The 25,929-nt window shown below is 66.8% G+C and carries 21 protein-coding genes; 13 read left to right on the forward strand and 8 right to left on the reverse strand.

From position 1 onward, the window contains the following. From bchY to pufC, 8 genes are all read left to right on the forward strand, one after another. Positions 1–1,578, forward strand: a complete 1,578-nt coding sequence (gene bchY / locus IPV08_RS10805; protein WP_207411882.1) for a chlorophyllide a reductase subunit Y — start codon at positions 1–3, stop codon at positions 1,576–1,578. Beyond that, the gene (bchZ, locus tag IPV08_RS10810) at positions 1,578–3,044 is read left to right on the forward strand and encodes a chlorophyllide a reductase subunit Z (protein WP_207411883.1); all 1,467 of its coding nucleotides are present in this window, start codon (positions 1,578–1,580) and stop codon (positions 3,042–3,044) included. The genes bchY and bchZ overlap by 1 nt, the downstream gene beginning before the upstream one ends. A 173-nt stretch (positions 3,045–3,217) precedes the next feature. Then, entirely contained in the window at positions 3,218–3,418 is a 201-nt protein-coding gene (locus IPV08_RS10815) for a hypothetical protein (protein ID WP_207411970.1), read from the forward strand. A gap of 170 nt (positions 3,419–3,588) precedes the next feature. Continuing rightward, positions 3,589–3,816, forward strand: a complete 228-nt coding sequence (gene pufB / locus IPV08_RS10820) for a light-harvesting antenna LH1, beta subunit (RefSeq protein WP_018043292.1) — start codon at positions 3,589–3,591, stop codon at positions 3,814–3,816. A 14-nt stretch (positions 3,817–3,830) separates the two neighbouring features. Further along, positions 3,831–4,019: a light-harvesting antenna LH1, alpha subunit gene (gene pufA / locus IPV08_RS10825; RefSeq protein ID WP_018043293.1), complete on the forward strand. Its 189-nt coding sequence runs from the start codon at positions 3,831–3,833 to the stop codon at positions 4,017–4,019. A 270-nt stretch (positions 4,020–4,289) separates the two neighbouring features. Continuing rightward, entirely contained in the window at positions 4,290–5,114 is an 825-nt protein-coding gene (gene pufL, locus IPV08_RS10830) for a photosynthetic reaction center subunit L (protein ID WP_056250853.1), read from the forward strand. A 73-nt stretch (positions 5,115–5,187) separates the two neighbouring features. Further along, positions 5,188–6,165 (forward strand): photosynthetic reaction center subunit M, encoded by a 978-nt coding sequence (gene pufM, locus IPV08_RS10835; RefSeq protein ID WP_056425355.1) that lies wholly within the window; start codon positions 5,188–5,190, stop codon positions 6,163–6,165. Beyond that, on the forward strand, positions 6,162–7,256 hold the full coding sequence (gene pufC, locus IPV08_RS10840; RefSeq protein WP_207411884.1) for a photosynthetic reaction center cytochrome PufC: 1,095 nt from the start codon (positions 6,162–6,164) through the stop codon (positions 7,254–7,256). Before pufM ends, pufC begins: the two co-directional genes overlap by 4 nt. 357 nt (positions 7,257–7,613) lie before the next feature. Here the strand turns inward: pufC and IPV08_RS10845 are convergent, their stop codons facing one another. Then, positions 7,614–10,364, reverse strand: coding sequence for an EAL domain-containing protein (locus tag IPV08_RS10845; protein ID WP_246747898.1), 2,751 nt, complete (start codon positions 10,362–10,364; stop codon positions 7,614–7,616). A gap of 271 nt (positions 10,365–10,635) precedes the next feature. Between IPV08_RS10845 and IPV08_RS10850 the strand changes: the two genes are divergently transcribed. Beyond that, a complete protein-coding gene (locus tag IPV08_RS10850; protein WP_056425364.1) occupies positions 10,636–10,986 on the forward strand; it encodes a hypothetical protein in 351 nt (116 codons plus the stop codon). A gap of 30 nt (positions 10,987–11,016) precedes the next feature. On the opposite strand, the gene IPV08_RS10855 is transcribed toward IPV08_RS10850, so the two are convergent. Next, on the reverse strand, positions 11,017–12,015 hold the full coding sequence (locus IPV08_RS10855; RefSeq protein ID WP_207411886.1) for a hypothetical protein: 999 nt from the start codon (positions 12,013–12,015) through the stop codon (positions 11,017–11,019). A gap of 406 nt (positions 12,016–12,421) precedes the next feature. Here IPV08_RS10855 and IPV08_RS10860 point away from each other — a divergent pair, with 406 nt between their 5' ends. Continuing rightward, positions 12,422–12,583, forward strand: coding sequence for a hypothetical protein (locus IPV08_RS10860; protein WP_200919063.1), 162 nt, complete (start codon positions 12,422–12,424; stop codon positions 12,581–12,583). A 90-nt stretch (positions 12,584–12,673) separates the two neighbouring features. Here IPV08_RS10860 and IPV08_RS10865 read toward each other — a convergent pair whose 3' ends face one another. The 6 genes from IPV08_RS10865 to IPV08_RS10890 all read right to left on the reverse strand — a co-directional run bounded on the left by IPV08_RS10865 (position 12,674) and on the right by IPV08_RS10890 (position 22,299). Continuing rightward, on the reverse strand, positions 12,674–13,708 hold the full coding sequence (locus tag IPV08_RS10865; protein ID WP_207411887.1) for a cytochrome c peroxidase: 1,035 nt from the start codon (positions 13,706–13,708) through the stop codon (positions 12,674–12,676). 79 nt (positions 13,709–13,787) lie between these two features. Next, positions 13,788–14,987: a Na+/H+ antiporter NhaA gene (gene nhaA / locus IPV08_RS10870; protein ID WP_207411888.1), complete on the reverse strand. Its 1,200-nt coding sequence runs from the start codon at positions 14,985–14,987 to the stop codon at positions 13,788–13,790. Between the two features lie 107 nt (positions 14,988–15,094). After that, a complete protein-coding gene (locus tag IPV08_RS10875) occupies positions 15,095–17,644 on the reverse strand; it encodes a TonB-dependent receptor (protein ID WP_246747899.1) in 2,550 nt (849 codons plus the stop codon). Positions 17,645–17,771: 127 nt separating this feature from the next. After that, on the reverse strand, positions 17,772–18,707 hold the full coding sequence (locus IPV08_RS10880) for a FecR family protein (protein WP_207411889.1): 936 nt from the start codon (positions 18,705–18,707) through the stop codon (positions 17,772–17,774). Positions 18,708–18,811: 104 nt separating this feature from the next. Further along, the gene (locus IPV08_RS10885) at positions 18,812–19,321 is read right to left on the reverse strand and encodes a sigma-70 family RNA polymerase sigma factor (RefSeq protein WP_082470168.1); all 510 of its coding nucleotides are present in this window, start codon (positions 19,319–19,321) and stop codon (positions 18,812–18,814) included. Between the two features lie 299 nt (positions 19,322–19,620). Further along, positions 19,621–22,299 carry a glucosidase gene (locus IPV08_RS10890; RefSeq protein WP_207411890.1) on the reverse strand — a complete coding sequence of 893 codons (2,679 nt, stop codon included), beginning with the start codon at positions 22,297–22,299 and terminating at the stop codon, positions 19,621–19,623. A 359-nt stretch (positions 22,300–22,658) separates the two neighbouring features. Between IPV08_RS10890 and IPV08_RS10895 the strand changes: the two genes are divergently transcribed. The 3 genes from IPV08_RS10895 to IPV08_RS10905 all read left to right on the forward strand — a co-directional run bounded on the left by IPV08_RS10895 (position 22,659) and on the right by IPV08_RS10905 (position 25,758). Beyond that, positions 22,659–24,083, forward strand: coding sequence for a phosphatase PAP2 family protein (locus tag IPV08_RS10895; RefSeq protein WP_207411891.1), 1,425 nt, complete (start codon positions 22,659–22,661; stop codon positions 24,081–24,083). A 373-nt stretch (positions 24,084–24,456) separates the two neighbouring features. Then, positions 24,457–25,188 carry a hypothetical protein gene (locus IPV08_RS10900; RefSeq protein WP_207411892.1) on the forward strand — a complete coding sequence of 244 codons (732 nt, stop codon included), beginning with the start codon at positions 24,457–24,459 and terminating at the stop codon, positions 25,186–25,188. Further along, positions 25,189–25,758 carry a type II toxin-antitoxin system VapC family toxin gene (locus IPV08_RS10905; RefSeq protein WP_207411893.1) on the forward strand — a complete coding sequence of 190 codons (570 nt, stop codon included), beginning with the start codon at positions 25,189–25,191 and terminating at the stop codon, positions 25,756–25,758. Positions 25,759–25,929: the final 171 nt, after the last annotated feature.

The raw sequence follows: 25,929 nt of genomic DNA on the forward strand, positions 1-25,929 counted from the left end.
ATGGCCGTCTCCCTCGACATCTCCGATCTACGCGGCCGTCAAGAGCGCCCCGCCTCGACACTGGCCCCCGCCGCATTGCCCGCAGAGGCGGTGAACCTCGCCGCCACCAAGACCGACGGGCTCGGCTGCCATTCCGGCAAGGACGCGATGCGGGCGGCCGCCGAAGCCGCCGGGATGTCGGAGACGCTGGAGCAGCTCAGACAAGACTACCCCCAGGGGCCGCACGACCAGCCCCAGAGCATGTGCCCGGCCTTTGGCAGCTTGCGCGTCGGCCTGCGCATGCGCCGCACGGCGACGATCCTGTCGGGCTCGGCCTGCTGCGTCTACGGGCTCACCTTCACCTCGCATTTCTACGGGGCCAAGCGCAGCGTGGGCTACGTGCCCTTCAATTCCGAGACCCTGGTCACCGGCAAGCTGTTCGAGGATATCCGCGAGGCGGTGTTCGAGACGGCGAGACCCGCCGATTACGACGCGGTCGTCGTCATCAACCTCTGCGTCCCCACCGCCTCCGGCGTACCGCTCCGGCTTCTGCCGAAGGAGATCGACGGGGTCCGTATCATCGGCATCGACGTGCCGGGCTTCGGCGTGCCGACCCATGCGGAAGCCAAGGACGTGCTGGCCGGGGCCATGCTGAAATTCGCCCGGGCCGAGGCCGAGCAGGGCCCGGTCCAGGCCCCGCGCCTCGGCCGCTCCGAGCGCCCCAGCGTGACGCTGCTCGGCGAGATGTTCCCGGCCGACCCGGTGGTGATCGGCGGCCTGCTCGAGCCCCTCGGCCTCAGCGCCGGCCCCGTGGTGCCGACCCGCGAATGGCGCGAGCTCTACGCGGCGCTCGACTGCGCGGCGGTGGCGGCGATCCACCCGTTCTACACCGCCTCGATCCGCGAATTCGAACTCGCCGGCCGCCCCATCGTCGGCTCCGCCCCCGTCGGCCATGACGGCACCGCCGATTGGCTCGACCGGATCGGCGAGGCCTGCGCCGTGCCGCGCGCCATTGTGGAGGCCGCCAAGAACCGGCTCCTCCCGATGATCCAGGGGGCGCTGGCCGCCGCGCCGATCAAGGGCCGGATCACGCTCTCGGGCTACGAGGGATCTGAACTGCTGGTCGGCCGGCTCCTCGTCGAGAGCGGCGCGGACCTGCGCTACGTCGGCACCGCCTGCCCGCGCACGCCCTATTCGGAGGCCGACCGCGACTGGCTGGAATCACGCGGCGTCATGGTGCGCTTCCGCGCCTCGCTGGAGGACGACCTCTCCGCCATGCGCGAGTTCCGGCCGGACCTCGCCATCGGCACCACGCCGGTGGTGCAGGCCGCCAAGGAGCGGGCGATCCCCGCCCTCTACTTCACCAACCTGATCTCGGCCCGCCCGCTCATGGGCGTCGCCGGCGCCGGGTCGCTCGCCAAGGTCATCAACACGGCGCTCGGCAACCGGCACCGGTTCGACGCCATGCGGGACTTCTTCGACGGGGTCGGCGAGGGCCATGCCGCCGGGATCTGGGAAGACGTGCCGAAAGTCCGCCAGAACGTCGCCTCGGCGACGCGCGGAAAACCCTCCCATAACCCGATCGGGGAGATGGCCTGATGCTCGTCCTCGATCACGACCGGGCCGGCGGCTATTGGGGCGCCGTCTACGTCTTCACCGCCATCAAGGGGTTGCAGGTCGTCATCGACGGTCCCGTCGGCTGCGAGAACCTGCCGGTCACCTCGGTGCTCCACTACACCGACGCGCTGCCGCCGCACGAATTGCCCATCGTGGTCACGGGCCTCGCCGAGGAAGAGCTCGGCCGCCACGGCACCGAGGCCGCGATGAAGCGGGCCCATGCCACCCTCGATCCGGGCATGCCGAGCGTGGTCGTCACCGGCTCCATCGCCGAGATGATCGGCGGCGGCGTGACGCCGGAGGGCACCAACCTCCAGCGCTTCCTGCCCCGCACCATCGACGAGGACCAGTGGCAGACCGCCGACCGGGCGATGTCCTGGCTCTGGCAGGAATACGGGGCGCGGAAATTCGCCAAGAAGGGCATCCCGGCCCGGCCTCCCCGCAAGGAAGGCGAGCGCCCCCGCGTCAACATCATCGGCCCGGCCTACGGCACCTTCAACATGCCCTCGGATCTCGCCGAGATCCGCCGCCTCGTGGAGGGGATCGGGGCCGAGGTGAACCTCGCCTTTCCGCTCGGCTCGCATCTCGCCGACGTGCCGAAACTCGTGAACGCGGATGCCAATATCTGCCTCTACCGCGAGTTCGGCCGCCTGCTCTGCGAAGCCCTCGAGCGGCCCTACCTGCAGGCGCCGATCGGGCTTCACGCCACCACCCGGTTCCTGCGCAAGCTCGGTGAGATCCTCGGCCTCGATCCGGAGCCCTTCATCGAGCGCGAGCGCCACACCACGATCAAGCCGGTCTGGGACCTGTGGCGCTCGGTGACCCAGGACTTCTTCGGCACCGCGAGCTTCGGCATCGTCGCCTCCGACACCTATGCGCGGGGCGTCCGCCGCTTCCTCGAAGACGAGATGGGGCTTCCCTGCACCTTCGCGATCTCGCGCCGGCCCGGCGCCAAGACCGACAATGCGGCGGTGCGGGACGCGATCAAGGCCGACCCGCCCCTCGTCCTGTTCGGCTCGTTCAACGAGCGCATGTACGCGGCCGAATGCGGATCGCGAGCGGTGTTCGTGCCGGCCTCCTTCCCTGGCGCCATCATCCGCCGCCATACCGGCACGCCGTTCATGGGCTTTTCGGGTGCGACCTACCTCATCCAGGAGGTCTGCAACGCCCTGTTCGACATGCTCTTCCACATCCTGCCGCTCGCCCGCGACATGGACCGGGTCGAGGCGACGCCGGCGCGGATCCATCGCGAACTGCCCTGGGACGAGGCCGCCCGCACCCTCCTCGACGACCTCGTCGAGGCCCATCCGGTGCTGGTGCGGATCTCAGTGGCCAAGCGCCTGCGCGACGCCGCCGAACGGGCGACCCGGAATGCCGGGCAGGACCGCGTCGGCCCGGCCGAGGTCGAGCGCGCGCATGCGGACCTCACCCTCGGAGCGGCGGCATGAGCGCCCCCGCCCCACACCCTCTTTCCGGCTGGAGCGGCGCGGCGCCGTTTCCGTCGAGAACCGGCTTCCTCGCGAGGCCGACCGCCGCGGATCGCGGACAGGAGATTTCCGCCATGCAGTCGATGACCATGCCGTCCCGCCAGGCTCTGTCGCGTCCCGCCCCGTCGCGTCCGATGACGCGCCTGCAGCGGCACGAGCTGCAGTTCCGTCTCCTCCTGGTGGCGACCTACCCGTTCTTCCTCGCGGCGGCCGCGCTCCAGCGCCTCGTCCCGGCCCGGGCTCCGGTGGGCCACGGGCTCATCGCCCGGCGCTCGGTCTTCGGCGAGGCCAAGGCCATGGCCGAGTCGGCGATCCCCTTCGTCTTCATGGGCTGACGCTTTCCGGGGCCGGATCGCCCCGGGCCGATGCCCGCCCGATCCGGAACCCGAACGACCTCCCGTCCGACGAGGGGGGAACGACCGTCGCGAGCGCCGCTGCCGGCCCCCGCGACCTCACCCGCCGCGCGTGGAGCACGCCCGGCCAGACGAAAGCGGAGGCTCACATCATGTCCAGTGGAATCGAGAAGGCGAGCAGCCTGTCCGGGCTGACCGAACCCGAAGCCAAGGAGTTCCACGCGATCTTCCTGACGAGCTTCATCATCTTCACGGCCATCGCCGTGGTCGCGCATATCCTCGTCTGGATGTGGCGCCCGTGGCTGCCCGGCCCCAAGGGCTACGCCGCCCTCGACACCGTCACGAGCGCCGCGCACGGCCTCGTCTCGATGATCTCCTGAGGAGGAACGCACCCATGCACAAGGTCTGGCTTCTCTTCGATCCGCGCCGCACGCTGGTGGCGCTCTTCACCTTCCTGTTCATCCTGGCGTTGCTGATCCACTTCATCCTGCTCAGCACCGACCGGTTCAACTGGCTGGAAGGCCCCAAGGCCCCGCGCGCCGCCAATGCGCAGACGCTGGTCCTGCCGACGATGCCCGCCTGACGGGGCGGGCCGGGATCACCCTCCTCCCCCTCCGGGTCTCGGGCTCGCCCGAGACCCGCATGTCAGGTGCCCATATCGGGCAAGCCCGAGATGGGTGCGGGGAGGAGTTGGAGGTGGGGGTGGTCGGGCGACCCTCCTACTGCGGAGGCAAGCGGCGCCCCCCCACTCCTGACCTCTCCCCGCAAGGGGGAGAGGGACGCGCTCTGCCGATAAGAGCGGATGCGCCCATCCATCAAGAATCGTGACCTGTGAAGCCGGGAGGTATTCGCGATGGCGATGCTGAGTTTCGAACGAAAATATCGCGTCCGCGGCGGCACGTTGCTCGGTGGAGACCTGTTCGATTTCTGGGTCGGGCCGTTCTATGTCGGGTTCTTCGGCGTCACGACCTTGTTCTTCTCGGTGCTCGGCACCGCGCTGATCATCTACGGCGCGGCGCTCGGGCCGACCTGGAACATCTGGCAGATCAACATCGCGCCGCCCGACCTGAAATACGGGCTGGCGCTCGCCCCCCTCAAGGAGGGCGGCCTCTGGCAGATCATCACCTTCTGCGCCATCGGGTCGTTCGTCTCCTGGGCCCTGCGCGAGGTCGAGATCTGCCGCAAGCTCGGCATCGGCTACCACGTGCCCTTCGCCTTCTCGGTGGCGATCTTCGCCTATGTCTCGCTGGTGGTGATCCGGCCGTTCCTGATGGGCGCCTGGGGCCACGGCTTCCCCTACGGCATCCTCTCCCATCTCGATTGGGTTTCGAACACCGGCTACCAGTACCTGCACTTCCACTACAATCCGGCGCACATGCTGGCGGTGTCGTTCTTCTTCACGACGACGTTCGCCCTGTCCCTGCACGGCGCCCTGATCCTCTCGGCCACCAATCCGGGCAAGGGCCAGGTGGTGAAGACGCCCGAGCACGAGGACACCTTCTTCCGCGACACGATCGGCTACTCGATCGGCACGCTCGGCATCCACCGGCTCGGCCTGTTCCTCGCCCTCTCGGCGGGCTTCTGGAGCGCCGTCTGCATCATCATCAGCGGCCCGTTCTGGACCCGTGGCTGGCCGGAATGGTGGGGCTGGTGGCTCAATCTCCCGGTCTGGCGCTGACGAGCGCCGCAGAGTTCACGACGCGAAACCGGTGACCAATCCTGCGAAACCTGCTGAGCGGGGCACGACGACCATGGCCTACTATCAAAACATCTTCACCGAGGTCCAAGTCCGCTCCACCATTCCGGAACTCGGCGTTCCCGTCGATGTCGACCGACGCTGGGGCACGCCGTTCCACAGCTACCTGTTCGGCCTGTTCGGCAACGCCCAGGTCGGCCCGATCTATATCGGCTATCTCGGCGCCCTCTCGGGCGTGTGCTTCCTCATCGCCTTCGAGATCGTCGGCCTCAACATGTGGGCCTCGGTGAACTGGGACCCGGTCCAGTTCGTGCGCCAATTGCCCTGGCTCGCCCTGGAGCCGCCGCGACCGCAATACGGGCTCAAGATCCTGCCGCCGCTGCAGGAGGGCGGATGGTGGCTGATCGCCGGCTTCTTCCTCACCGCCTCGATCCTGCTGTGGTGGGTGCGGCTCTATCGCCGCGCCCGGGCGCTCGGCCTCGGTACCCACGTGCCCTGGGCCTTCGCCTCCGCGATCTGGCTGTTCCTCGTCCTCGGCTTCATCCGGCCGATCCTGATGGGGTCGTGGAGCGAGGCGGTGCCTTTCGGCATCTTCCCGCATCTCGACTGGACCGCCGCCTTCTCGCTCCGCTACGGCAACCTCTTCTACAACCCGTTCCACATGCTCTCGATCGTCTTCCTCTACGGGTCGACGCTGCTCTTCGCGATGCATGGCGCCACCATCCTGGCGGTGAGCCGCTTCGGCGGCGAGCGCGAGATCGACCAGATCGTCGATCGCGGCACCGCCACCGAGCGCGCCGCCCTGTTCTGGCGCTGGACCATGGGCTTCAACGCCACGATGGAATCGGTCCACCGCTGGGCCTGGTGGTTCGCGGTGCTGACCACCCTCACCGGCGGCATCGGCATCCTGCTCACCGGCACGGTGGTCGACAATTGGTATCTCTGGGCGGTCAAGCACGGCGTCGCCCCGTCCTATCCGCAAGTCTATGCGCCGGTCGTCGATCCCTTGAGCATGCCGGGGGCGGTCCCATGAAGACGTTTTTCACTGTCCTCGCTGGCTCGATCGCCTTCTTCCTCACCATCGCGATGTTCGGCCTGACCGACTGGGACCGGCCGCCCCTGGCGGTTCAGCAAAGCGGCTTTCGCGGCACGGCGATGGACCAGATCCATACCCGCGCCGGGGCGGCCGAGACGAAGGCGGCCAATGTCGCGCCGGCGCCGGCCGACCCGGCCGAGCCCGGCGAGGAACTCGCCGGCACCACCTACGAGAACGTCCAGGTCCTCAAGAACGTCAGCGTGAACGAGTTCAACCGCCTGATGGTCTCGATGACCGAATGGGTCAGTCCCGAACAGGGCTGCACCTACTGCCACAACACCGAGAACATGGCCGACGACAGCCTCTACCAGAAGAAGGTCGCCCGCCGGATGCTGCAGATGACCCAGCACATCAATGAGAGCTGGAAGGACAACCATGTGGGGGGCACGGGCGTCACCTGCTTCACCTGCCACCGCGGCCAGCCGGTGCCGGCCCATGTCTGGTTCACCGATCCCGGCCCGAACCGCCCCGGCGGCTTCATCGCCCGCAACAACGGGCAGAACCTGGCCAAGGCCTCGGTGGGCCTCGCCTCGCTGCCCTACGACACGCTGACCGAGTACCTCGCCGACAAGACCATCGACAACAACGCCATCCGGGTGAACGCCACCACGGCGCTTCCCACCACAAAGGGCAAGCCGATCCAGGACGCCGAGAAGACCTACGGCCTGATGATCCACATGTCGGAGGGTCTCGGGGTCAACTGCACCTTCTGCCACAACACAAGGGCGATCTCGAACTGGTCGCAGAGCACGCCCCAGCGCACCACCGCCTGGCACGGCATCCGCATGGTGCGGGACATCAACGGCAATTACCTCGAGCCGCTGACCTCGACCTTCCCCACCGCCCGCCTCGGGGAACTCGGCGACGTGCCGAAGGTGAATTGCACCACCTGCCACAACGGCCAGAGCAAGCCCCTCAACGGCGCTCAGGTCATCGGGCCCTATCCCGAACTGGCCAAATCCACCGAGACGGCGAGCGCGGCGGACCCTGCACCGGCAGACCCGGCGCCGACCCCAGCGCCACAATAGGGATCGGTGCGCATTCTCCTCTCCCCGCATGCGGGGAGAGGGCCGCGACGACCCCGTCGTCGGCGCGGCGAGGCGGCAGCCGAGGGTGAGGGGGCGCGTCCGGAGAAGCCATACCCGGAGAGACCCCCTCACCCTCGCCCTGCCGGGCTCACGTCGCCTCCCAACAAGGGGAGGACGACGTCCTCTCCCCGCCCGGCGGGGAGAGGGGAACTGCCTCTTCGAAATAGAGACGTGCCCTATGCCTGCCTGGCCCAAAGGCCGGCGCGCATTCCCTCTCCCCACACGCGGGGAGAGGGGGACCCCGCCTCTTCCGGAGGCGAAGTGTGCCCCATGGTTGCGGGAACCGCCTATAACCCTTCAGGCCACGGCGTGCTGGGTGACTCCGCGCCGTCCCGACCAGCGTTCCAGCACCTCGGGGATGCTGCCGGCACCCTCGGGGCGGCCGATATAATAGCCCTGGCCCTCGTCGCAGCCTTCCTGGCGCAGGCGCTCGAACTGGATCTCGTTCTCGATCCCCTCGCCGGTGGTGCGCATGTGCAGGCTCAATCCGAGGCCGATGACGGCGCGGACGATGAAGGCGGATTCGTCGGCCGCGGTGATGTCCCGGACGAAGGACTGGTCGATCTTGATCTTGTCGAAGGGGAAGCTACGCAAGTAGCTCAGCGACGAGTAGCCCGTGCCGAAATCGTCCATGGCGATCCGGACGCCGAGGCGTCGCAGGGCGTGCAGTGTGGCGAGGGTGGCCGCATTGTCCTTGAGCAGGACCGATTCCGTGATCTCGAGCTCCAGCCGCGCTGCGGGGAGGCGGCTGAGGCTCAGCGCCTCCTTGACGGAATGGATGATGATGCCGTCCCGGAACTGGGCCACGGAGACGTTGACCGCGACCCGGATGCCGTCGGGCCAGCGCATGGCCTCGGTGCAGGCGGTGCGCAGGGCCCAGGCCCCGAGTTGCACGATGAGGCCGATCTCCTCGGCGACCGTGATGAAATCCCCCGGGGGAACGAGGCCCCGCTCCGAATGATGCCAGCGCATCAGCGCTTCGAACCCGCCGACGCGGCGGCCGCGAAAATCGTAGATCGGCTGGTAGAACATCTCGAACGCGCCCTGGGCCACGGCCTCGCGCAGGTCGAGTTCGAGGGCGCGGCGGGCCTGGAGCCGGATGTCCATCTCCACCTCGAAGAAGCGCCAGGTTCCGCGCCCATCGGCCTTGGCGCGGTAGAGGGCGACGTCGGCGTTCTTGAGGAGCTTGTCGCAGCTGGTGCCGTCGCCGGGCGCGAGGCAGATGCCGATGCTGACCCCGACCGCGACCTGCTGGCCGTCGAGTTCGTAGGGGTTGCTCACCACGTCCACGATCCGCCGCGCCAGGATGGTGGCTTCCTCTGGGTAGGTCACACCCGCGAGGATGATGGCGAATTCGTCGCCGCCGAGCCGGGCCACGGTATCGACCTCGCGCAGGCAGGCGCTCAACCGGTTGCCCACCGCCTTGAGGAGTTCGTCCCCGACCGGGTGCCCGAGGGTGTCGTTGACCTCCTTGAACCGGTCGAGGTCGAGGCAGAGCACGGCGAACATGCCGCCGCGCCCGAGATGGGCGAGGGCCTCCTCGATCCGCTCGCCGAACATGGCGCGGTTGGGCAGGCCGGTGAGGACGTCGTGGCGGGCCATGTAGGCGATGCGGGCATCGGCCTGGCGCCGCTCGGTCACGTCCTCGTAAGTGGAGACCATGCCGCCCCCGGCCACGGGCTTGTGCGTGACAGCGAGGACGCGTCCGTTGCCCATCTGGCGGAAGCCCGAACCGGCGGCCGAGATCTGCCGTCCCTCGATCTCGAAGACCGTGCCCTCCTCGGCCGAGGCCAGGTAGAGCGAGGCCACGTCCTCGTAGGGCGTGCCGAGCGGGAGATCGTCCGGCGAGAGGTCGAACAGCTCGCAATAGCGCCGGTTGACGACGGTGAGGTGTCCCTCGGCGTCGAACAGGCACAGGCCCTGGGACATGTTGTCGAGGGCGGTGTCGAGGCGCAGGTTGGTCGATTGGAGATGCGCCTCCTGGACCTTCAGCAGGGTGATGTCGCTGCAGACCGCGATGAAGCCGCCGGTGCGGGTACGGCTGCGGCTGATCCGGAGCCAGCGCCCGTCGAGAAGCTGCGTCTCGCGCGGCGCCGCCCAATCGTCGTCGTCGGAGAGGAGCGTGCGGGCGAGCGCGTTGCCGTCGCGGGCGACCTCGGCGAGCGACGTGTCCCGCGGCAGCGGCTCGTGACCGAATCCGAGGAAATCCTCCGCCTGCCCGTTGATGAGCGCGATCCGCCCGGATTGATCGACCACCACGATGCCTTCGAGGGAGGTCTCGAGGGCGTCGGCGAGATGCGCCTCCGCAGAAATACGCTGCGCGACCTCCTGCTCCATCGCCCGGCGGATGTTGTCGCGCATGACGCCCATGGAGGCGAGGAGGGCGCCGAGTTCGTCCGCGCTGCCGGACGGGATCGTCACGCTGAGGTCGCCGGCCGCGATCCGCGACGCGACCATGGACGCATCCGCCACCGGCCGCATGATGCGCCGCGCCAGCAGGAAGGCGACGAAGGCCGACATGGAGAGGGCGAGCAGCGTGCCGAACAGGTTGATCTGCGTCTCGCGGGCGACGATGGCCCGGGCCTGCTGCCGGTAGATGAAACCGTCGCCGGCGGTGTGGTTGATGAAGAGGTCGAGATGCTCTTCGGCGGCGGCCGCATGCCGGTCGACGACGTCCCAATCGGCCTCCCTGGTCTCGCGGCCGGCGAGGACGGAGCGGGCGGCGTCCCAATCCTTCACCGAGCGCTCCACGGCTTGCGCCGCCTGGGTCGCGCGGCTCGACTGGGCCCGCTCGACCGCCACGGCGAGATCCTCGGCGAACACGCGGCGGAGGGTCTCGAGCCGGCCTTCGAGCTGCGTCTTCACGGCGGCGTCGGCGCTCATCCGACGACGGGATTCCAGGGAGCGCATATTGGCGAAATCGGCGGCGGCGGCCCGCGCGTAATTGATCGACATGAGGGACTGGTCGAAGGTCCGGCTCACGAGTTCGTCGGCCCGGCGGATCCCCGAGGCCGCCGAGAGGCCGAGAATGCCCGTAATGGCGGTCATGATGAGAAACGCGATCAGAATTCGACCGCGGATAGTGCCGGCAAAAGAGACAGCCGTGGCGACCGGCCTCGGCCAGCTCCTCTCGCCAGACTTGGCGGATTTCCCACCGTGAATAGAATTCATTAAGTGTGTCTCATCCGGCCCATCGTAAATTGTTCGCCTGTAATAGTTAAGCTGGGCTTGAAACCTTCATACAGCTTTGCCAATTAACAGCATATTTACTTGCCCTAGTGAAAATGCGAAAGGGCAAAAAATCATACCTACAGGTTGCATGAGACGCATCACTTCATTCAGCGCTGCCTTCGCCTTGGTCGCGACCGGCGTCGCCGCCTTTGCCCTCCATGCCTCGGCGGCCGGACAGGTCTACCGCATCTCGCAGAAGGGGCGGGCGTTCCAGCCGAGTGCGCTGGTCATCAAGAAAGGCGAGACCGTTCAGATCGTCAACGACGACGGCGACCTCCTGCATCACGCCTATATCGACTCCCCGACCTTCCGCTACGATTCCGGCGATCAGGAGCCCGGTGGGAAGGCCGAGATCGTCTTCCCCGTGAGCGGGACCTTCGCCGTCCTGTGCGGCATCCACCCCAAGATGAAACTGGCGGTCCGCGTCGACGGCAACTGACCGCGACGCGTCCCGGATGCCGGCCCGGGCTTACAAAGCCCCGGCCGCCGACAGCGCAGCATGGGCGCCGTAATAGAGCCCGATGAAACTCGCGAGGGCGGCCCCGTATCCGAAGGGCATCGTCGCGAGCTGGCGGACCCGCAGCGGAACCCTGGCGTCGTCGGCGGCGATGGCCACCATCGCCACGATGATCGGGGAATGGCCGATCGCGTCGACCTTGCCGAATTCGAAGATCGCCGAGACGAAGGCCGCCGCCAGCACGATCGCCGCCACGCGGCGCACCAGGGGCGTGCAGAGCAGCCCGAAGGCGAGGGCGAATTCCACCGCGCCGGCGGCCTTCATGAAGAAGGCGCCGTCGAACCCCATCGTCAGTTCCGGGCGGTCGATGAAGAGCGGGTAAGACCATTGCGGATAGGCCCATTTCTCCACCGAGGCCCACATCAGCGTCACCGCCGCCGAGTAGCGGACGATGTCGAGGGGCCGGATCCCGAACAGCTCGCGCCGGAGCCCGGTCAAAGCGAGATAGGCGGCGACGCCGAGGAAGACGGGATAATCCGCGAGGTGGAAGACGCCGTAATTCGCCACCGCGATCCCGAACAGGACGACGATGCCGAGCGCCGACAGCGGCATCGTCTGCCGCCACAGGAACCCCGCCGCGATAGCGAGCTGGAACCAGGGCAGGGCGGTGCTGGTGGTAGTGAGCTCGGGCGTGAGGATGATACCGCCGAGCGACCAGAGCGACACGAAGAAGCCGCCGCAGACCGCCCGGAACATCAGTTCGGTGTTCTCCCGCGCCCAGGCCGTGACGCGGTCGAGGGACCGCATCATCGCCTCGCCGAGGATCGTCCGCTCAAGCAACGCGCCGACGAACAGGGCCAGGAGCGAGACGACCACGAGTTGCTCGAAACTATCGCACAGTACCTCGCCGAGCCCGACGGGCGCGCCAGCGACGTCGAATGCACAGAACCATTTGACATGGGCACTGGCCCCAGTGGCGCTCGTGACGAGGACCAGAAGGGCAGCAGACATTGCACTTGGGCCGGGCAACCGACAACGCGCACTCATGTGGTGAAGCCTTAGCGAAATCTGGAGCGCCGACATTCGGCGGCCTTGAAGTCGTTCTACTTAGATTTTATCGATCGTGGAAGGATTTCGTTAATGATTTTTAAGCATCGTTAACGATCTCCCAGGCCGGCTACCCTACCGTGGCACAGACGATCCGCATCCCCGAGCGGTTGTGAAGTGGGGAGGCCAGCCGTGGGCTGCGCCGGTATCGCAAACACACGTGACCAGGCACGAATCAATGGCCACGTCACCCCCGAGCAACAGCGTAGGCGCTCGTCGAGATTGTCGACGGGATATTTCGGCAAAAGCTGGTCTTCATCAAGGGGCGGCGCCTAAGCCCTCTCTCCGTATCAAGCAGAAAGGCTCTCGCGTGATTACAACACTCAGCCTGTCGACCCTGATCGCAGGCGGCAGCTTCGCTTATGCTTCGACGCGCGTAGCGGCGCGGGCCGCGACCTACGAGACCTGGGGCGGATCCCTGATGATCGTAGGCCTGTCGCTCGCCGGCGTCGGGTTGACACTGTTCCGCTAGAACCTGAGCGGAATGGGACGATAACCTGTCGGCCGAGCCCGCCGCGATTTCCGCGGCGGCCCTCGCGACTGCGAAGCTGGCGTCGAAGTCTTAGTTCGACGCGGCCTTCTGCTTGGGTTCCGTGGCGGTCAGCGTGGCCAGGAAAGCCAGGAGATCGGCCTTCTCGGATTCCAAGAGGTTGAGCGGCCGGATCTTGGGGGAACGGCTCGGGCGTTCGATGCCGCCGCGATCGTAGAGATCGATGACCTCGCGCAGGGTGGCCACCGAACCGTCATGCATGTAGGGGCCGCGCTGTGCGACGTCGCGCAGGGTCGGGGTCTTGAAGGCGTATTGCAGGCCCTTCGATTTCGGGAACAGACGTCCCCGGCCGATATCGTCGTCCCGGCCGACGCCGATATCGTGGAACGATCCGTCGGTGAACGCCCAGCCGGAATGGCATTCGTGGCACCCGGCCTTGCCGTTGAACAACGCGAAGCCCGACTTTGCGGGGGCTTCCACCGCCGAGGCATCGCCGTCGCGCCAACGGTCGAACGGCGCGCTTCCCGACACGATGGTGCGCTGGAACGCGGCCAGCGCCCGCTCGATCCCGCCGCGCGTGACCTGACGATCCTCGAAGGTCGCGGCGAAGGCCGAGACGTAATCCGGATCGGCGCGCAGGCGGGCGATCAGCTCCTCTTCCGAGAGGTTCATCAGATTCGGGCCGGTGATCGGCGTGAAGGCGACGGATTCGAGATCCGGAAACTTGCCGTCCCAGCCGAGCGGCGCGAGCCAACCGACATTGAGCAGGGTCGGCGTGCGCAGCTTCAGCTCGATCCCGGGCTCGCCGATCGCCCGCATCCGCCCGTCGCCCCAATGGCGCGACGGCTCGTGGCAGGTGGCGCAGGAGATGGTGCGGGATTGCGAAAGGACCGGATCGAAGAACAGCGTCCGGCCGAGCTCGACCTGGGCCGGCGTATCGGGACCGCCCTCGGGCACCGGCAGTTCGGACGGGCGTGCAAAGGCGCCGCGCCACGCTGCCGCGTCGTCGCTGTTGCTGTGAGTGGCGAACAGGCTCGCGCCGATCACCGCCGCCACCGAAACCGTCACGGCCACCTTGCTGAAAGCCAAGCCTGCCTTTCGAGTCATCCTGCTCTCCGACTGACCAGTCTAGGCGGTTCCGTTTAAGATTGTGTTGCCAATGCAGAATGAGACCGTGCCCGCGTCCTCACGCCGCGGCGTCGCTCCGGCGGTCGGGCGCGGGTGCGAGGAGAAGGACGACGGCGCCGGCGATCATGCACGTCACGGAGCCGAGGAGCACGCCGATCTTGGTTTCGGTCTCCAGACCGGGATTGTCCGCGAAGGCGAGAAGGCCGATGAACAGGCTCATGGTGAAGCCGACGCCGCAGAGCAGCGACAGGCCGTAGATCTGCCACCAGCCGGCATGGGCCGGGCGCTGGGCGAGGCCGAGTTTCACGGCGGCGAAGACCGCGCCGAACACGCCGATCTGCTTGCCGACGAGGAGACCGAGGGCCACGCCGAGGGTCACCGGATCGGACAGCATCGCCGGCGACATGCCGCTGAACGAGACGCCCGCATTGGCGAAGCCGAAGACGGGAAGGACGAGATAGGCCGACCAGGGATGGATCGCATGTTCCAGCTTGTGGAGCGGCGAAGCCGGGTCATCGGGCCTGGCGGGGCTCAGGCGCAGCGGAATGGTCAGAGCGAGGAGCACGCCCGCGATGGTGGCGTGGATGCCCGATTTCAGCACGAGGAACCACAGGACCGCGCCGAGGACGAGGTAGGGCGAGAGGCGGCTCACGCCCGCGCGGTTCAGACCGAACAGGATCGCGACGACGACGCCCGCACCGGCCAAGCTCGGTAGCGACAGGTTGGCGGTGTAGAAGGCGGCGATGATCAGCACCGCGCCGAGATCGTCGATGATGGCCAGCGCCGTGAGGAACACCTTCAGCGAGACCGGGACACGCGATCCGAGCAGGGCGAGGACGCCGAGCGCGAAGGCGATGTCGGTGGCGGTGGGGATCGCCCAACCCCGCAGGGTCTCGGGCGAGGAGCGGTTGACGAGGACGTAGATCAGCGCCGGCGCGACCATCCCGCCCAGAGCCGCGATTCCGGGCAAGACCCGGTCCGGCCAGGTGCGAAGCCGCCCGTCCAGCACCTCGCGCTTGATCTCCAGCCCGACGAGCAGGAAGAACACGGCCATCAGGCCGTCATTGACCCAATGCAGCACGGAGAGGCCGCCGACATAGGCGCCGAGCAGGGCGAAGTAGCTCGACGCGAGTGGGGAATTGGCGACGATCAGGGCGAGCACGGCGCTCGCCATCAGGATCAATCCGCCGCTGGCCTCGCTCCGGAGGGCGTTGCGCAGGGCGGAGAAGGGTCGGCGGGCAGGCGCGGTTTCCAGCATGGAGTACGCCTGCCAGTGGTCGAGCCCGACGGCAAGCCGTCAGAGCATCGGAACGGGCATGCGTTCCCGTCCCGACCGGCAACTCGCGCGGAACGCAAAGTCGCCGATCAGAGGTCGATCGACATCGACAGCAGGTAGGTGCGCGGCGCCCCCTGGAAGAACGTGCCGAACGACGCCACGCCGGTCCAGTAATTCGTCCCCGTCACGTTCACCACATTGGCGCGGAACGTCGTCCGGCGCCCTTCCAGCAAGGTCGCGTAGCGAAGTCCGAGATCGAGACGGGCCCAATCCGGCAGGGCCTGGGCGTTCGCCGTATCGACGAATTGCCGCCCCGTATAGATGACAGCGCCGTTCAGGGTCAGGCCTGGGACCCAGGGCAGATCCCACTCGGCTCCGAGATTGAGTTGCACATCGGGTACGCCGATCGGCCGATTGCCCACATTGGCGGCCAGCGCGGATCGCGTGCGCACGCCGTCGAGCAAGGTGAGGCCGCCGAGGACACGCAGCTCCGGTGCGATCTCGCCATAGACGTTGAACTCCAGGCCGCTCACGGTCTGTTCGCCGGTTTGGGCATAGCGGCTGTCCGGGCTCAGTTCGCCGATGGGCCGCGTGATCTGGAAGGCGCTGAAGGAGGTGCCGATCCGGCCGAAATCCACCTTCACGCCGGCCTCGACCTGTTGCGCGACGTAGGGCGCCAACACCTCCCCGAAGTTGGTCGCGGTGGCCGGAGCGATGTCGCCACGGCTCAGACCCTCGATATAGTTGCCGTAGAGGGAGATGTTCTCCCAGGGTCGTACGACGAGACCGACGAGGGGACTGGTCGCGCTCTGGTCGTAGGACGAGGCCAGGGTGCCCACGTTCGAGACGTAGTTGCGGGCCTCGATACGCTGCTGACGCACGCCCACCGTGAGGAGAATGCGCTCATCGAGGACGGACATCGTGTCCGCCACCGAAACCCCCGTCAGCGTAGTGTCGGACAGGCGCGGCCGAGACGACGAGATGACCGGAGCGATGTAGGGGGCGAGGACGGGATTGTAGATGTTCGACAGATAGCTGCCGCGCACGGCGGAAAGATCCCGTCCCGTATCCTCCGTGTAGACCGAGGTCTGTACCGCGAAGGCGTGGCGGATGAATCCGGTCTCGAACTTGGTCCGGATGCCCGCGTCGTAGGTGAGCCGGTCGACGCCGAGATTGTAGTATTGCGGGGCCGTCGTGGTGTCGCCGAGGACGTTGGTGATGGTCGGTGCGGACGCGAAGTAACGCTCGACACCCGTTTGCGAACCGCCGATGTCGCCGAAGAGGGTGATCTGGTCGCTCAGGTCGTACTCCATGCGCAGCAGACCGCCGCGATCGTCCACCTTCGAGTACTCCCAGGGTTGGCTCACGTTCATACGACCGTCGGCGGCCCTCGGTACGGGCACGCCGGCCCTGAGAAGGAAAGGACGCAGAGGAGCGGTGAAGCGATCGTTCTGCGCCAGGAGGTAGAGCCACGCACGGAAGCGGTCCCCCTGGTAATCGAGGGCGAGCGACGCGACCCCCGTCGTTTCGGATTGACGATCGATGGGCGTGTCGCCGCCCCGCAGGCTGCCGACGAACCGCGCCCCCCATTCCCGGTTCGCGCCGTAGCGCCGCGCCATGTCCAGTTGGCCGCCGCCGCGTGCGATCGAACCGTAATCGAGGGTGACACGCGTCAGATCCTCGCCCGCACGTTTGGGCACCACGTTGATGACGCCCCCGATTCCCCCGTTCGGAGCGATCCCCGAGAGTGCCGCCGAGGGACCCTTCAGGACTTCGATGCGCTCGGCATAGTCGGTGAGGACACGCAGGCTCGGCGCAACGCCGTAGATCCCGTCGAAGGCGATCTCGCCGCTGGTCCCCTCGTTGATGGGAAAGCCGCGGATGGAGAAAGAGTCGAAGGGCGCGCCCGTCGTCTGCGTGGCCCGGACGGAGGGATCGAGGATGAGTGCCTCGGACACGGTGCTCGCCTGCTGGTCCCGGATGAAGCGATCCGTGTAGCTCGTGACGTTGAACGGCGTTTTCGCCGTGTCGACATTGCCGAGCAAACCGATCCGTCCCCCCCGTGCGACCTGGCCCCCGGCATAGGGGGCGGACAAGCGTGAGGCGGCCGACATCGAATCCGCGGCGCTCGCGCGCTGCGCCTCCACCGAAAGCTCGTCGAGGAGGACACCTCCCGGCGGCGCCGTCGGCGCTTCGAGCTGGACGAAGCGCGGATTGACGAGCGTGATGGTTGACGTGCCGGCCGAGCGATACGTCAATCCGGTGTTCTCCAGCAGCTTGGCCAAGGCCTCGAGGGGCAGGAGATCGCCGGCGACGCCCGCCGTGAAAAGATTTTCGGTCAGTGACGTCTTGTAGGCCAGCTTGAGCTGCACCTGTTTGGATAGGGCCGCGAGTGCCGGCTCGAGCGGGCCGGCCTCGATGGAGACCCTGACGCGGATCGTGGTCTGTTCGGCGGAATGCTCCGCCATCCGTGTCGAGCCCGGGACGAGGTCGAACCGGGGCAGGGTTTGGAAGAGCCGGCGCGCGGTGGAGGGCTGCTGAGCCGCCGCGACCTGGTTCATCGCGATGAGCGAGACGCCGATCCACGCTCCCCGCGCGAGCCAGCGCGCCCCGACATCTCGATCCTGCATCACCATCATCGGCCCCATCCGTCCAAAACCGGGGCGGTGCGCTTCGCGCTTCTTCGTCCCTGCGCAGATAGACCGTCGACCGGCGCATCTCCTGACGTCCGCCCCGAAACTTTTTTCGCGCGTCGGACAAGGGCGGCTAACGCACCAGGATCACGAACGGCGTCAGGCGGGTGACGCGGATCCCCATCGCGGTAACCAGCACGTCGAGCGCCTCGTCGGTATCGCGTGGATCGAGCGTGCCGCTGAAGCGCCGCTCGCCGACGGAGGAATCCATCAGCAAGATCCGGCCGCGCCGATAGCGCTCGAGTTCGGCGATGACCTGCCGGAGACTTTGGCCGGAAAACGAGAGCTTACCGTCTCGCCACGACATCGCCTCTGCGACATTTCCCTGCCGCGCGACGGGGCGGTCGCCCTCGTCCCGGAACGCGACCTCACCCGGATGGAGCAGCGTGTGACCGACCGCCGTCGAGACATCGACACGCCCCTCGGCAACGCCGACGGGATCGGCGGCTCCATCGACCCGCACGTAGAAGCGGGTTCCGACAGCGCGGGCACTGACACCGTTCCCGCGCACGATGAAGGGACGCCGCGGATCGGGCACGACATCGAACACCGCTTCGCCTCGGAGGAGATCGACGGCGCGCTCCTCGGCCGTGAAACGCAGCGCGACCGCCGTGTCGGTGTTGAGGTCGATCCGGCTCCCGTCGACCAGGGTGCGGGTTTCGATCTCGCCCACACCCGTCCACGCATCGGCCCGCAGGCGATCGATCAGACCGAGCTGAGCCCCCGCGATTCCGGCGAAGGCGATCGCCACGACGGCGCTCAGCCCCACGGCCCGCCTGGACTTACGCTCGCGCGGATCGGGCACTTGGCCCATGGTCCGACGCCACGTCTCCATCTCCGCATAGGCTTCGGCATGGGCCGGATCGGCCCTGCGCCAGACCTCGAAGGCCTTTCGATCTGCACTGCTCGCATCGGCCGAGGTAAGCCGTACGACCCAGAAGGCGGCGGCCTCATAGACGGGATCGTCCTCCCCTCCGGGCGATGCATCCGGTGAGATGCCTTCGTTCATGCCGCTCTATCGATGTGCCGAGGGGGGGATAGGCCGACCCGGTCCTTCATAGCGGACGTGCCGGATCGCAAGCTCACGACATACGGGGTCGGAGCATCGCAACACTAGAAGAAGTCGGCGCAGCGACGGCGTGTATGAAGCAGCGCCTTCATGAGGTGCTTCTCGACCATGTTGCGGCTGATGCCGAGCCGCGCTGCGATCTCTCCGTTCGCGAGTCCATCGAAGGCACTGAGCAGAAAGACCTCCCGGCACCGTGGCGGCAGCTCGTCGATGGCGGCCGCGACCAAGCGGAGCTGCTGGCGCGCGACGACCTGCTCCTCCGTGCGGATCGTCTCGTCGACACCGCTGGCGAGGTGTACGTCCGTCACCTGCCGGAACAGATCGGCCTCGAACCGGCGACGCTTTCCCAAGCTGTTGGCGACGTTGCGGGCCACGAAAAACAGGAAGATCGGCGGGTGCTCGATCTCGGTCCTGTTGAGCGCCTTGATGAGGCGGAGATAGGTTTCCTGCATCGCATCGGCGGCGTCGGCGGGATTGTCGAGCAGCCGAAGCAGAAAGCGTTGAAGCTTCAGGCCCTCGCTACGATGCAGCGCATCGACTGAAACCGTTGGCATGATACCAGTACCACCCACTTTGGATCATGGCAGCATCGCTTGATGACCGTGCCTCCGAGCAAAGAAGCGAGCCGCTCATTATGCAAGCCGGGTGGTACTTTGTATGTTTTCTAAATAACTCGTCTTTCAAGTGAGCAAACCTTTGTCTTTTCGGGACAAATGTTTTCCCGAACGACATTTCTAAACTACAGCTCGTTTCCGGATTGGCATCAATTCGTCGTAGTGTTGCAGCGCCACAACAAGACGGATCGAGGTTCGTGGCTGCGGCATGGCCGTTCGGTTGCCCCTCGCATGGCCCGTCAGTCCACCGCTCTCCCCTTCTCCACCTCCGTCTGGCGCGCCTTCTGGTGCAGGAGGTTGAGGATCAGCGCCGTCCAGCCGGTCTGGTGCGAGGCACCGAGGCCGCGGCCGGTATCGCCGTCGAAGAACTCGTGGAACAGCAGGGCCTCTTCGGCGCCGGGCGCGGAGGCGATCGGCGGGCGATCGCCGAAGGCCGGGCGCTTTCCGTCCTCGCCCTTGGCGAAGAGGGAGATCAGGCGGTCGGTGAGGGCGTCCGCGATGGCGTTGAGGGTGACGAAGACACCCGATCCCGTCGGATATTCCACCACGAAATCGTCGCCGTAATAGGAATGGAACCGTCGCAACGCCTCAACGACGAGGTAGTTGATCGGCATCCAGACCGGGCCGCGCCAGTTCGAATTGCCGCCGAACATGTTCGATGTGGAATCCGCCGGGTCGTAGCGAACCGTGAACGCGTCGCCGAACCCGTTGAGGGAATAGGGCCGCTCCAGATGCGCTTTCGACAGGGAGCGCACGCCGTGGGTCGAGAGGAACTCGGCCTCGTCGAGCATGCGCCGCAGCAGCGCCTTCATCCGGTGGCCGCGCAGGAGCGACAGCAGCTTGCGGTCGCCGACGCCGCCCTCGTCCCAGCGCGAGACGAGGCAGGCGAGGTGGGGGCGGTTCTCGAGGAGCCAGTTCAGGCGCCGGGCGAAATCCGGCAGCCGCTGCAGCACCGAGGGTTCGATCACCTCGACGGCGAAGAGCGGCACCAGTCCCACCACGGAGCGGACCCGCAACGGCAGCATCCCGCCGCCGGGAATGTCGACCTCGTCGTAGTAGAACTCGTCCTCCTCGTCCCACAGGCCGAAGCCCTCGCCACCCATATCGGTCATCGCCTCGGCGATGAGGAGGAAATGCTCGAAGAACTTCGAGGCGGTGCTTTCGTAGACGTCGTTGTGGAGCGCGAGTTCGAGGGCGATGCGCATCATGTTGAGCGAATACATCGCCATCCAGGCGGTGCCGTCGGCCTGGTGGATGCGGCCGAAGCCGGGCGGCGGCCGCGACCGGTCGAACACGCCGACATTGTCGAGGCCGAGGAAGCCGCCCTGGAAGACGTTGCGGCCGTCGGCATCCTTGCGGTTCACCCACCAGGTGAAGTTGATCAGGAGCTTGTGGAAGACGCCTTCGAGGAAGGCGAGGTCGCCGCGCCCGCCGCGCCGGTCACGGTCGATCTCGAACACCCGGTAGGTGGCCCAGGCATGGACCGGCGGGTTGGCGTCGCCGAACTCCCATTCATAGGCCGGAAGCTGGCCATTGGGGTGCATGTACCATTCGCGGGTGAGGAGCAGGAGCTGCTTCTTGGCGAAATCCGGGTCGAGCAGCGCCAGCGGCAGGCAGTGGAAGGCGAGGTCCCAGGCCGCGAACCAGGGATATTCCCACTTGTCCGGCATCGAGAGCACGTCGGACCCGGCGAAATGACGCCAATGGATGTTACGCCCGCCATCGCGCTCGTGGGGTGGGGCGGGCTGGAGCGGATCGCCCTTCAGCCAGAGCCGGACATCGAAGCAATAGAACTGTTTCGACCAGATCAGCCCGGCGGCGGCCTGGCGGAAGATCGCGCGGGAATCCGCATCGGCGATCCCGTCCTGCAACGCATCGTAGAACGCATCCGCCTCGGCGACGCGGCGCAGCAGGATGGCGCCCTCGTGGTCGACCGGACGGGGCCGCGATCCCGCCGACAGCCTCAGGGTGACCCGCCGGGTTTCGCCGGGCGCGAGGCGGAAGGCGTAATGCAGGCCGAGCTTGGTCCCCCCATCCCTCCGCACGGCGGATTCGTCGCCCCCGACGATGGCCGCGTGGAGCCCGTCCTTGAACGGGCCGGCGGCATCGGGCTGCCAGCCATGCAGGCGCAGGTTGGTGTCGTTCTCGCAGAACAGCACCTCGGGCTCGCCGTCGAAGGAGAGCCGGTAGCGGCCGAGGCGCGGATGCTCGCAGGCGATGCCGCCATCGGGCTGGACCGCCATGCGCGGGCGCGATTCGGCCGGTCCCTCGCGCCACGACCAGATGTTGCGGAACCAGAGCTGGGGCACGACACGCAGGTCGGCGGCGTCCGGACCGCGGTTGGTCACGGTAATGACGGCGTGGATGTCGTCGATATCTTCCTTGGCGTATTCGACGGTCACGTCGAAGAACCGGTCCCCGTCGAAGATTCCGGTCGCCTCGATCTCGTATTCGGGCTGATCACGGCCACGGCGCAGCCCCTCGCGGACGAGGTCCTCATACGGGAAGGCGGCCTGCGGATAACGGTAGAGGAACTTCAGGTAGGCGTGGCTCGGGGTCGCGTCGAGGTAGTGATAGACCTCCTTGACGTCCTCGCCGTGATTGCCCTCCTCGTTGGTTAGGCCGAAGAGCCGTTCCTTCAGGATGTGGTCCCGGCCGTTCCACAGGGCGAGGGACAGGCACATCTGCGCACGCTCGTCGCAGATCCCCGCCAGCCCGTCCTCGCCCCAGCGATAGGCGCGCGAGCGTGCCTCCTCATGCGGCAGCGAGCGCCAGGCATTGCCGTCGCGGCTGTAATCCTCCCGCACCGTCCCCCATTGGCGCTCGGCGAGATACGGCCCCCATAGGGACCATGCGCGCTCGCCCCGCGCCTGCTCGGCGATGCGGTGGCGTTCGGCCCAGCCGTCGAGCTCGCTCACGCCGATTCCCCTCGTGCCGGACCGGGCCTGCGGGCCTCGCCGAACGGACACGACCGGCGCGCGACCGGCGACGGGCCGCAAGGACGGGGGATCATGCGGCAACACATGGAAAGCGGCTTATGGGCGGTCATCGGTCCCGATGGGCTTTGGCTCAGTGGGAGCCGAGATGCACCATTAGCGCCAAGCGCGGATAAGTCTCCGAGGAACATTCCGTCAGGGGCGGTCTTCGACCCGCCGCCGGAGAACGGGTCACGCAGGCGTCACGGAATGGTGCGCGTGGTCCGCCGCGAAAACCGGCGGCGATGGGCGGAGCACTCTGCTAGCCTGCGCCACCGCCACGACAGCCTGATTCCGGTGCCATGACCAGACCACGCACGAACACGGCCCGCACGCTCGGGCTCATCGCATGCCTCGCCCTGGCGCCCGCTCACGCGCTGGCACAATCGGCGACGAATCTCGAGGCCCTGCGCGGGCTGGCGCCGGTGAGCGCCCTGCCGGCGACGGCGGAGGGCAAGGCTGCGCTGGCGGCGAACCTCACGGTCACCGGCGACATCCAGATGGGGCGGCACCCGCAGCCCCTGCTGCTGCCCTTCGCCGAGCAGCAGCGCCTCGCCCTGCGCGATTGCTTCATCACCGACGGCAACGCCGCGCAGCTCGCCGACGGCCTCGGCACCGCACTGGGAGATGCCTACCAGGCCAAGGCGCGCTACGAGGACTTCAAGACCTTCACCAGTGTTTCGGGCAGCCTCGCCCGCCTGATCGGCTACACCAACAACATCACCAAGTCGGATTCGAATGCGGGGAAGTACTTCTTCGCCAACGCGACGACGAATGGCGAGGCCCCCGTCTCCGAACCCGCCCGCGCCATCCTCACCAAAGTCGGCGGCACGGCGGATGTCTTCGGCAAGGCCTATGGCCGTCCCGCCGGGACGCCGGGTGCCGACGCCTTCGGCAATTCGCGCCCGTTCCAGACCGAGCCGAGCCTTCTCGCCTATCGCGGCGAGGATTATTTCGGCGCCGCCTCCCACAGCATGGACTGGCTGCGCGGGCCGAAACAGAACCTCACGGACAGCCCGTCCTATCCGAGCGGCCACACCACCTACGGCTACACGGAATCGCTGCTCCTCGCCCTGCTGGTGCCCGAGCGCTACCAGCAGATGATCGCGCGCGGGGCCGAGTACGGCAACAACCGCATCGTGGTCGGCGCCCATTACGCCATGGACGTGCTCGGAGGCAGGGCGGTCGCGCTCCACGCCGTCGCCCATCTGCTGGCCAACGACCCCGCCTATGTGGGGCAGACCCGCGCGAACCCGGCCGTCGACAACGAGATGAGCCGCGCCACCGACGGCGCGGTGACGATCTCCGACTATCCCGAGGCCCTGAAGGCGGCGCGCGCGGAACTCCAGGCCTTCCTTCGCGAAGGCTGCGGCGACACGGTGGCCGCCTGCGCCGCCGCCGACCGGAGCCGCTTCAAGGATGCCGCCGCCAACGGGGCCTTCTACGCCTCCACCCAGACCTACGGCCTGCCGGTGGTGCATCGGGACCGGTCGGGCCAGCCGGTGGATGTCGCGCGGGTCGCGCCGGAGGCCGGACACCTCCTCACGGCCGCCTTTCCGGCCGTGACCCTGGACGAGGCCAACGCCATCCTCACCGCCACCCTCGGCCCGGCCGGCGGCTTCCTCGACGACGGCTCGGTCTTCAGCCTGTATTCCCGCCTCGACCTCTATGCGGCAGGCGGCAAGGCCGCGTCCCTCGCCGCGAGCCGGCGCGCCACCGCGCCGTAGCGCAGCGATCCGGAACAGGCGCCGATGACGGCGGGCATGGCACGGCCAATGACGTGTCCCGCGTCCCCACTTGGACAGGCGGATTCTCGACGCCCGGCCGATGATCAAAAAGAGCAGGATCTTCAACGCAAAGATCCATTTGGCGGCCTTCGCGCTTTTTACTTCTCAGCTCAGAGGGGAAGGTTCTGGATCGCCGGAAATTTGCCACCGATATCGTTGCTAAGCTTGTGCAGCTTCGGCGAATTTGTGAGATTGGAACAGCCACGCTTTCGCACGCTTTGCATGGGCGAGAGACGATGCCACATCGCCTCTGATGGTGGGGACGCTTCAATCGATTGACGACCGAACGGATTGAGAACACAACCGCAGAGCTATGAGCGAGTACCGGTTTAGGATCGACGCATTCAGCATCGACACGATCCCTATGGCTCGGCTTGCCGAGTACATGGCCGGACTCGCACGCCTGCTTGGCGAACAGGAACATGTCCACTTCAAGGATCTGGAGCCTGGGAGTGCCATCCTTGTTTCGAGGATTGAAGAGCCAGCGATTCCCAAGGTGGGGGAGCGCTTGCAAAGGGTTCGGGAGGGCCGCGCCCCAAGGGAGGCCCTGGAAGCGTTCAAGACCCTCGACAACCTACTTGCTCGCGATAACGCCATTGGAACTTTGATCCCGCCTGAGGGCGCGGACATCATCGCCTTCCCCGGCCGGACTCGGCCCAAGCCGATGCAGTACGGCCCCTTCCGTGAGCGCGGTTCGCTTGACGGTATTGTCATCCGGCTCGGCGGTCGTGACGAAACAATCCCCGTCCTGCTCCGTGACGGCGAGGCCGAGTACATCTGCCAAGCCTCCATTGCGGTCTCGAAGCGCCTCGCCCAACACTACCTTGGGGCCAAGCTGCGAGTGCATGGGAGCGGAAAATGGGTCCGCGAAGAAGACAAGACGTGGACCTTGCAGCGGTTCGACATTGAGGATTTCGAGGTTCTGGACGATTCGTCTCTGGCCGAGATGGTAGAGCGTCTTCATGCGGTAGAAGGAGGAGCATGGGGGGATCAGTCGCTGACCGATCTACTCGGGTTGCGGCGCGATCAAGGAGACCAGCACTAGATGCTGGTTGCCTTCGATAGCTCCTTCCTCATCATCTTGTTCGACAGCCGATATGGCGAGAAGGGCAATCTGGATCCACGCCTCACCCACCTCCTGGCGACCCTCGACAAGGAGAAGGCGACCATCATCATTCCAGCACCTGCCCTAAGCGAGGTGCTTGTCGGGGCAGGTGACGCAGCACCGAGATACCTCGCAATCATCAATGCCTCTGCGCGCTTCAAGGTAGCTCCCTTTGCGGAGCGGGCAGCCGTAGAAGCCGCAGCGGCTCACCGGGAAGCTATCAAAGCCGGCGACAAGAAGGAGGGATCTCCGTCCTGGGCCAAAGTGAAGTATGACCGTCAAATCGTATCCATCGCCCTCGTTGAGGGAGCGAGCGTCATCTACAGCAACGACCGCGACATCAGGCGGCTCGCTGCAGGTAGCTCGCTTGAGGTGGTCGAGATGGATGAACTTCCTGAACCACCCCCTGCTCGTTCAGAACAATCGCTGGCAAAATACGTAGGCGATCTTTTCGATCCTCCTTCCTCTGATGACGCCGACGGGACGCCAAGTAAGGCTGATGCTGGTTGAGCATCATTCCCTGCCGATCGCCGCCATGCCGCTGGCACGCAGTTCCAAGCGTAAGCGTTTAAGTGTCTCTCACAAAACTTCCGCTGCGCCGTCTCGCTCCGAACGAGACCCGACCGTGACTGGTAGTTTTGTGAGGCACTCCAAATGGCGTCGTCTCGCGGGCGTTCAGGC

It is taken from the genome of Methylobacterium sp. SD274, from assembly GCF_017355285.1.
GTDB lineage: Bacteria > Pseudomonadota > Alphaproteobacteria > Rhizobiales > Beijerinckiaceae > Methylobacterium.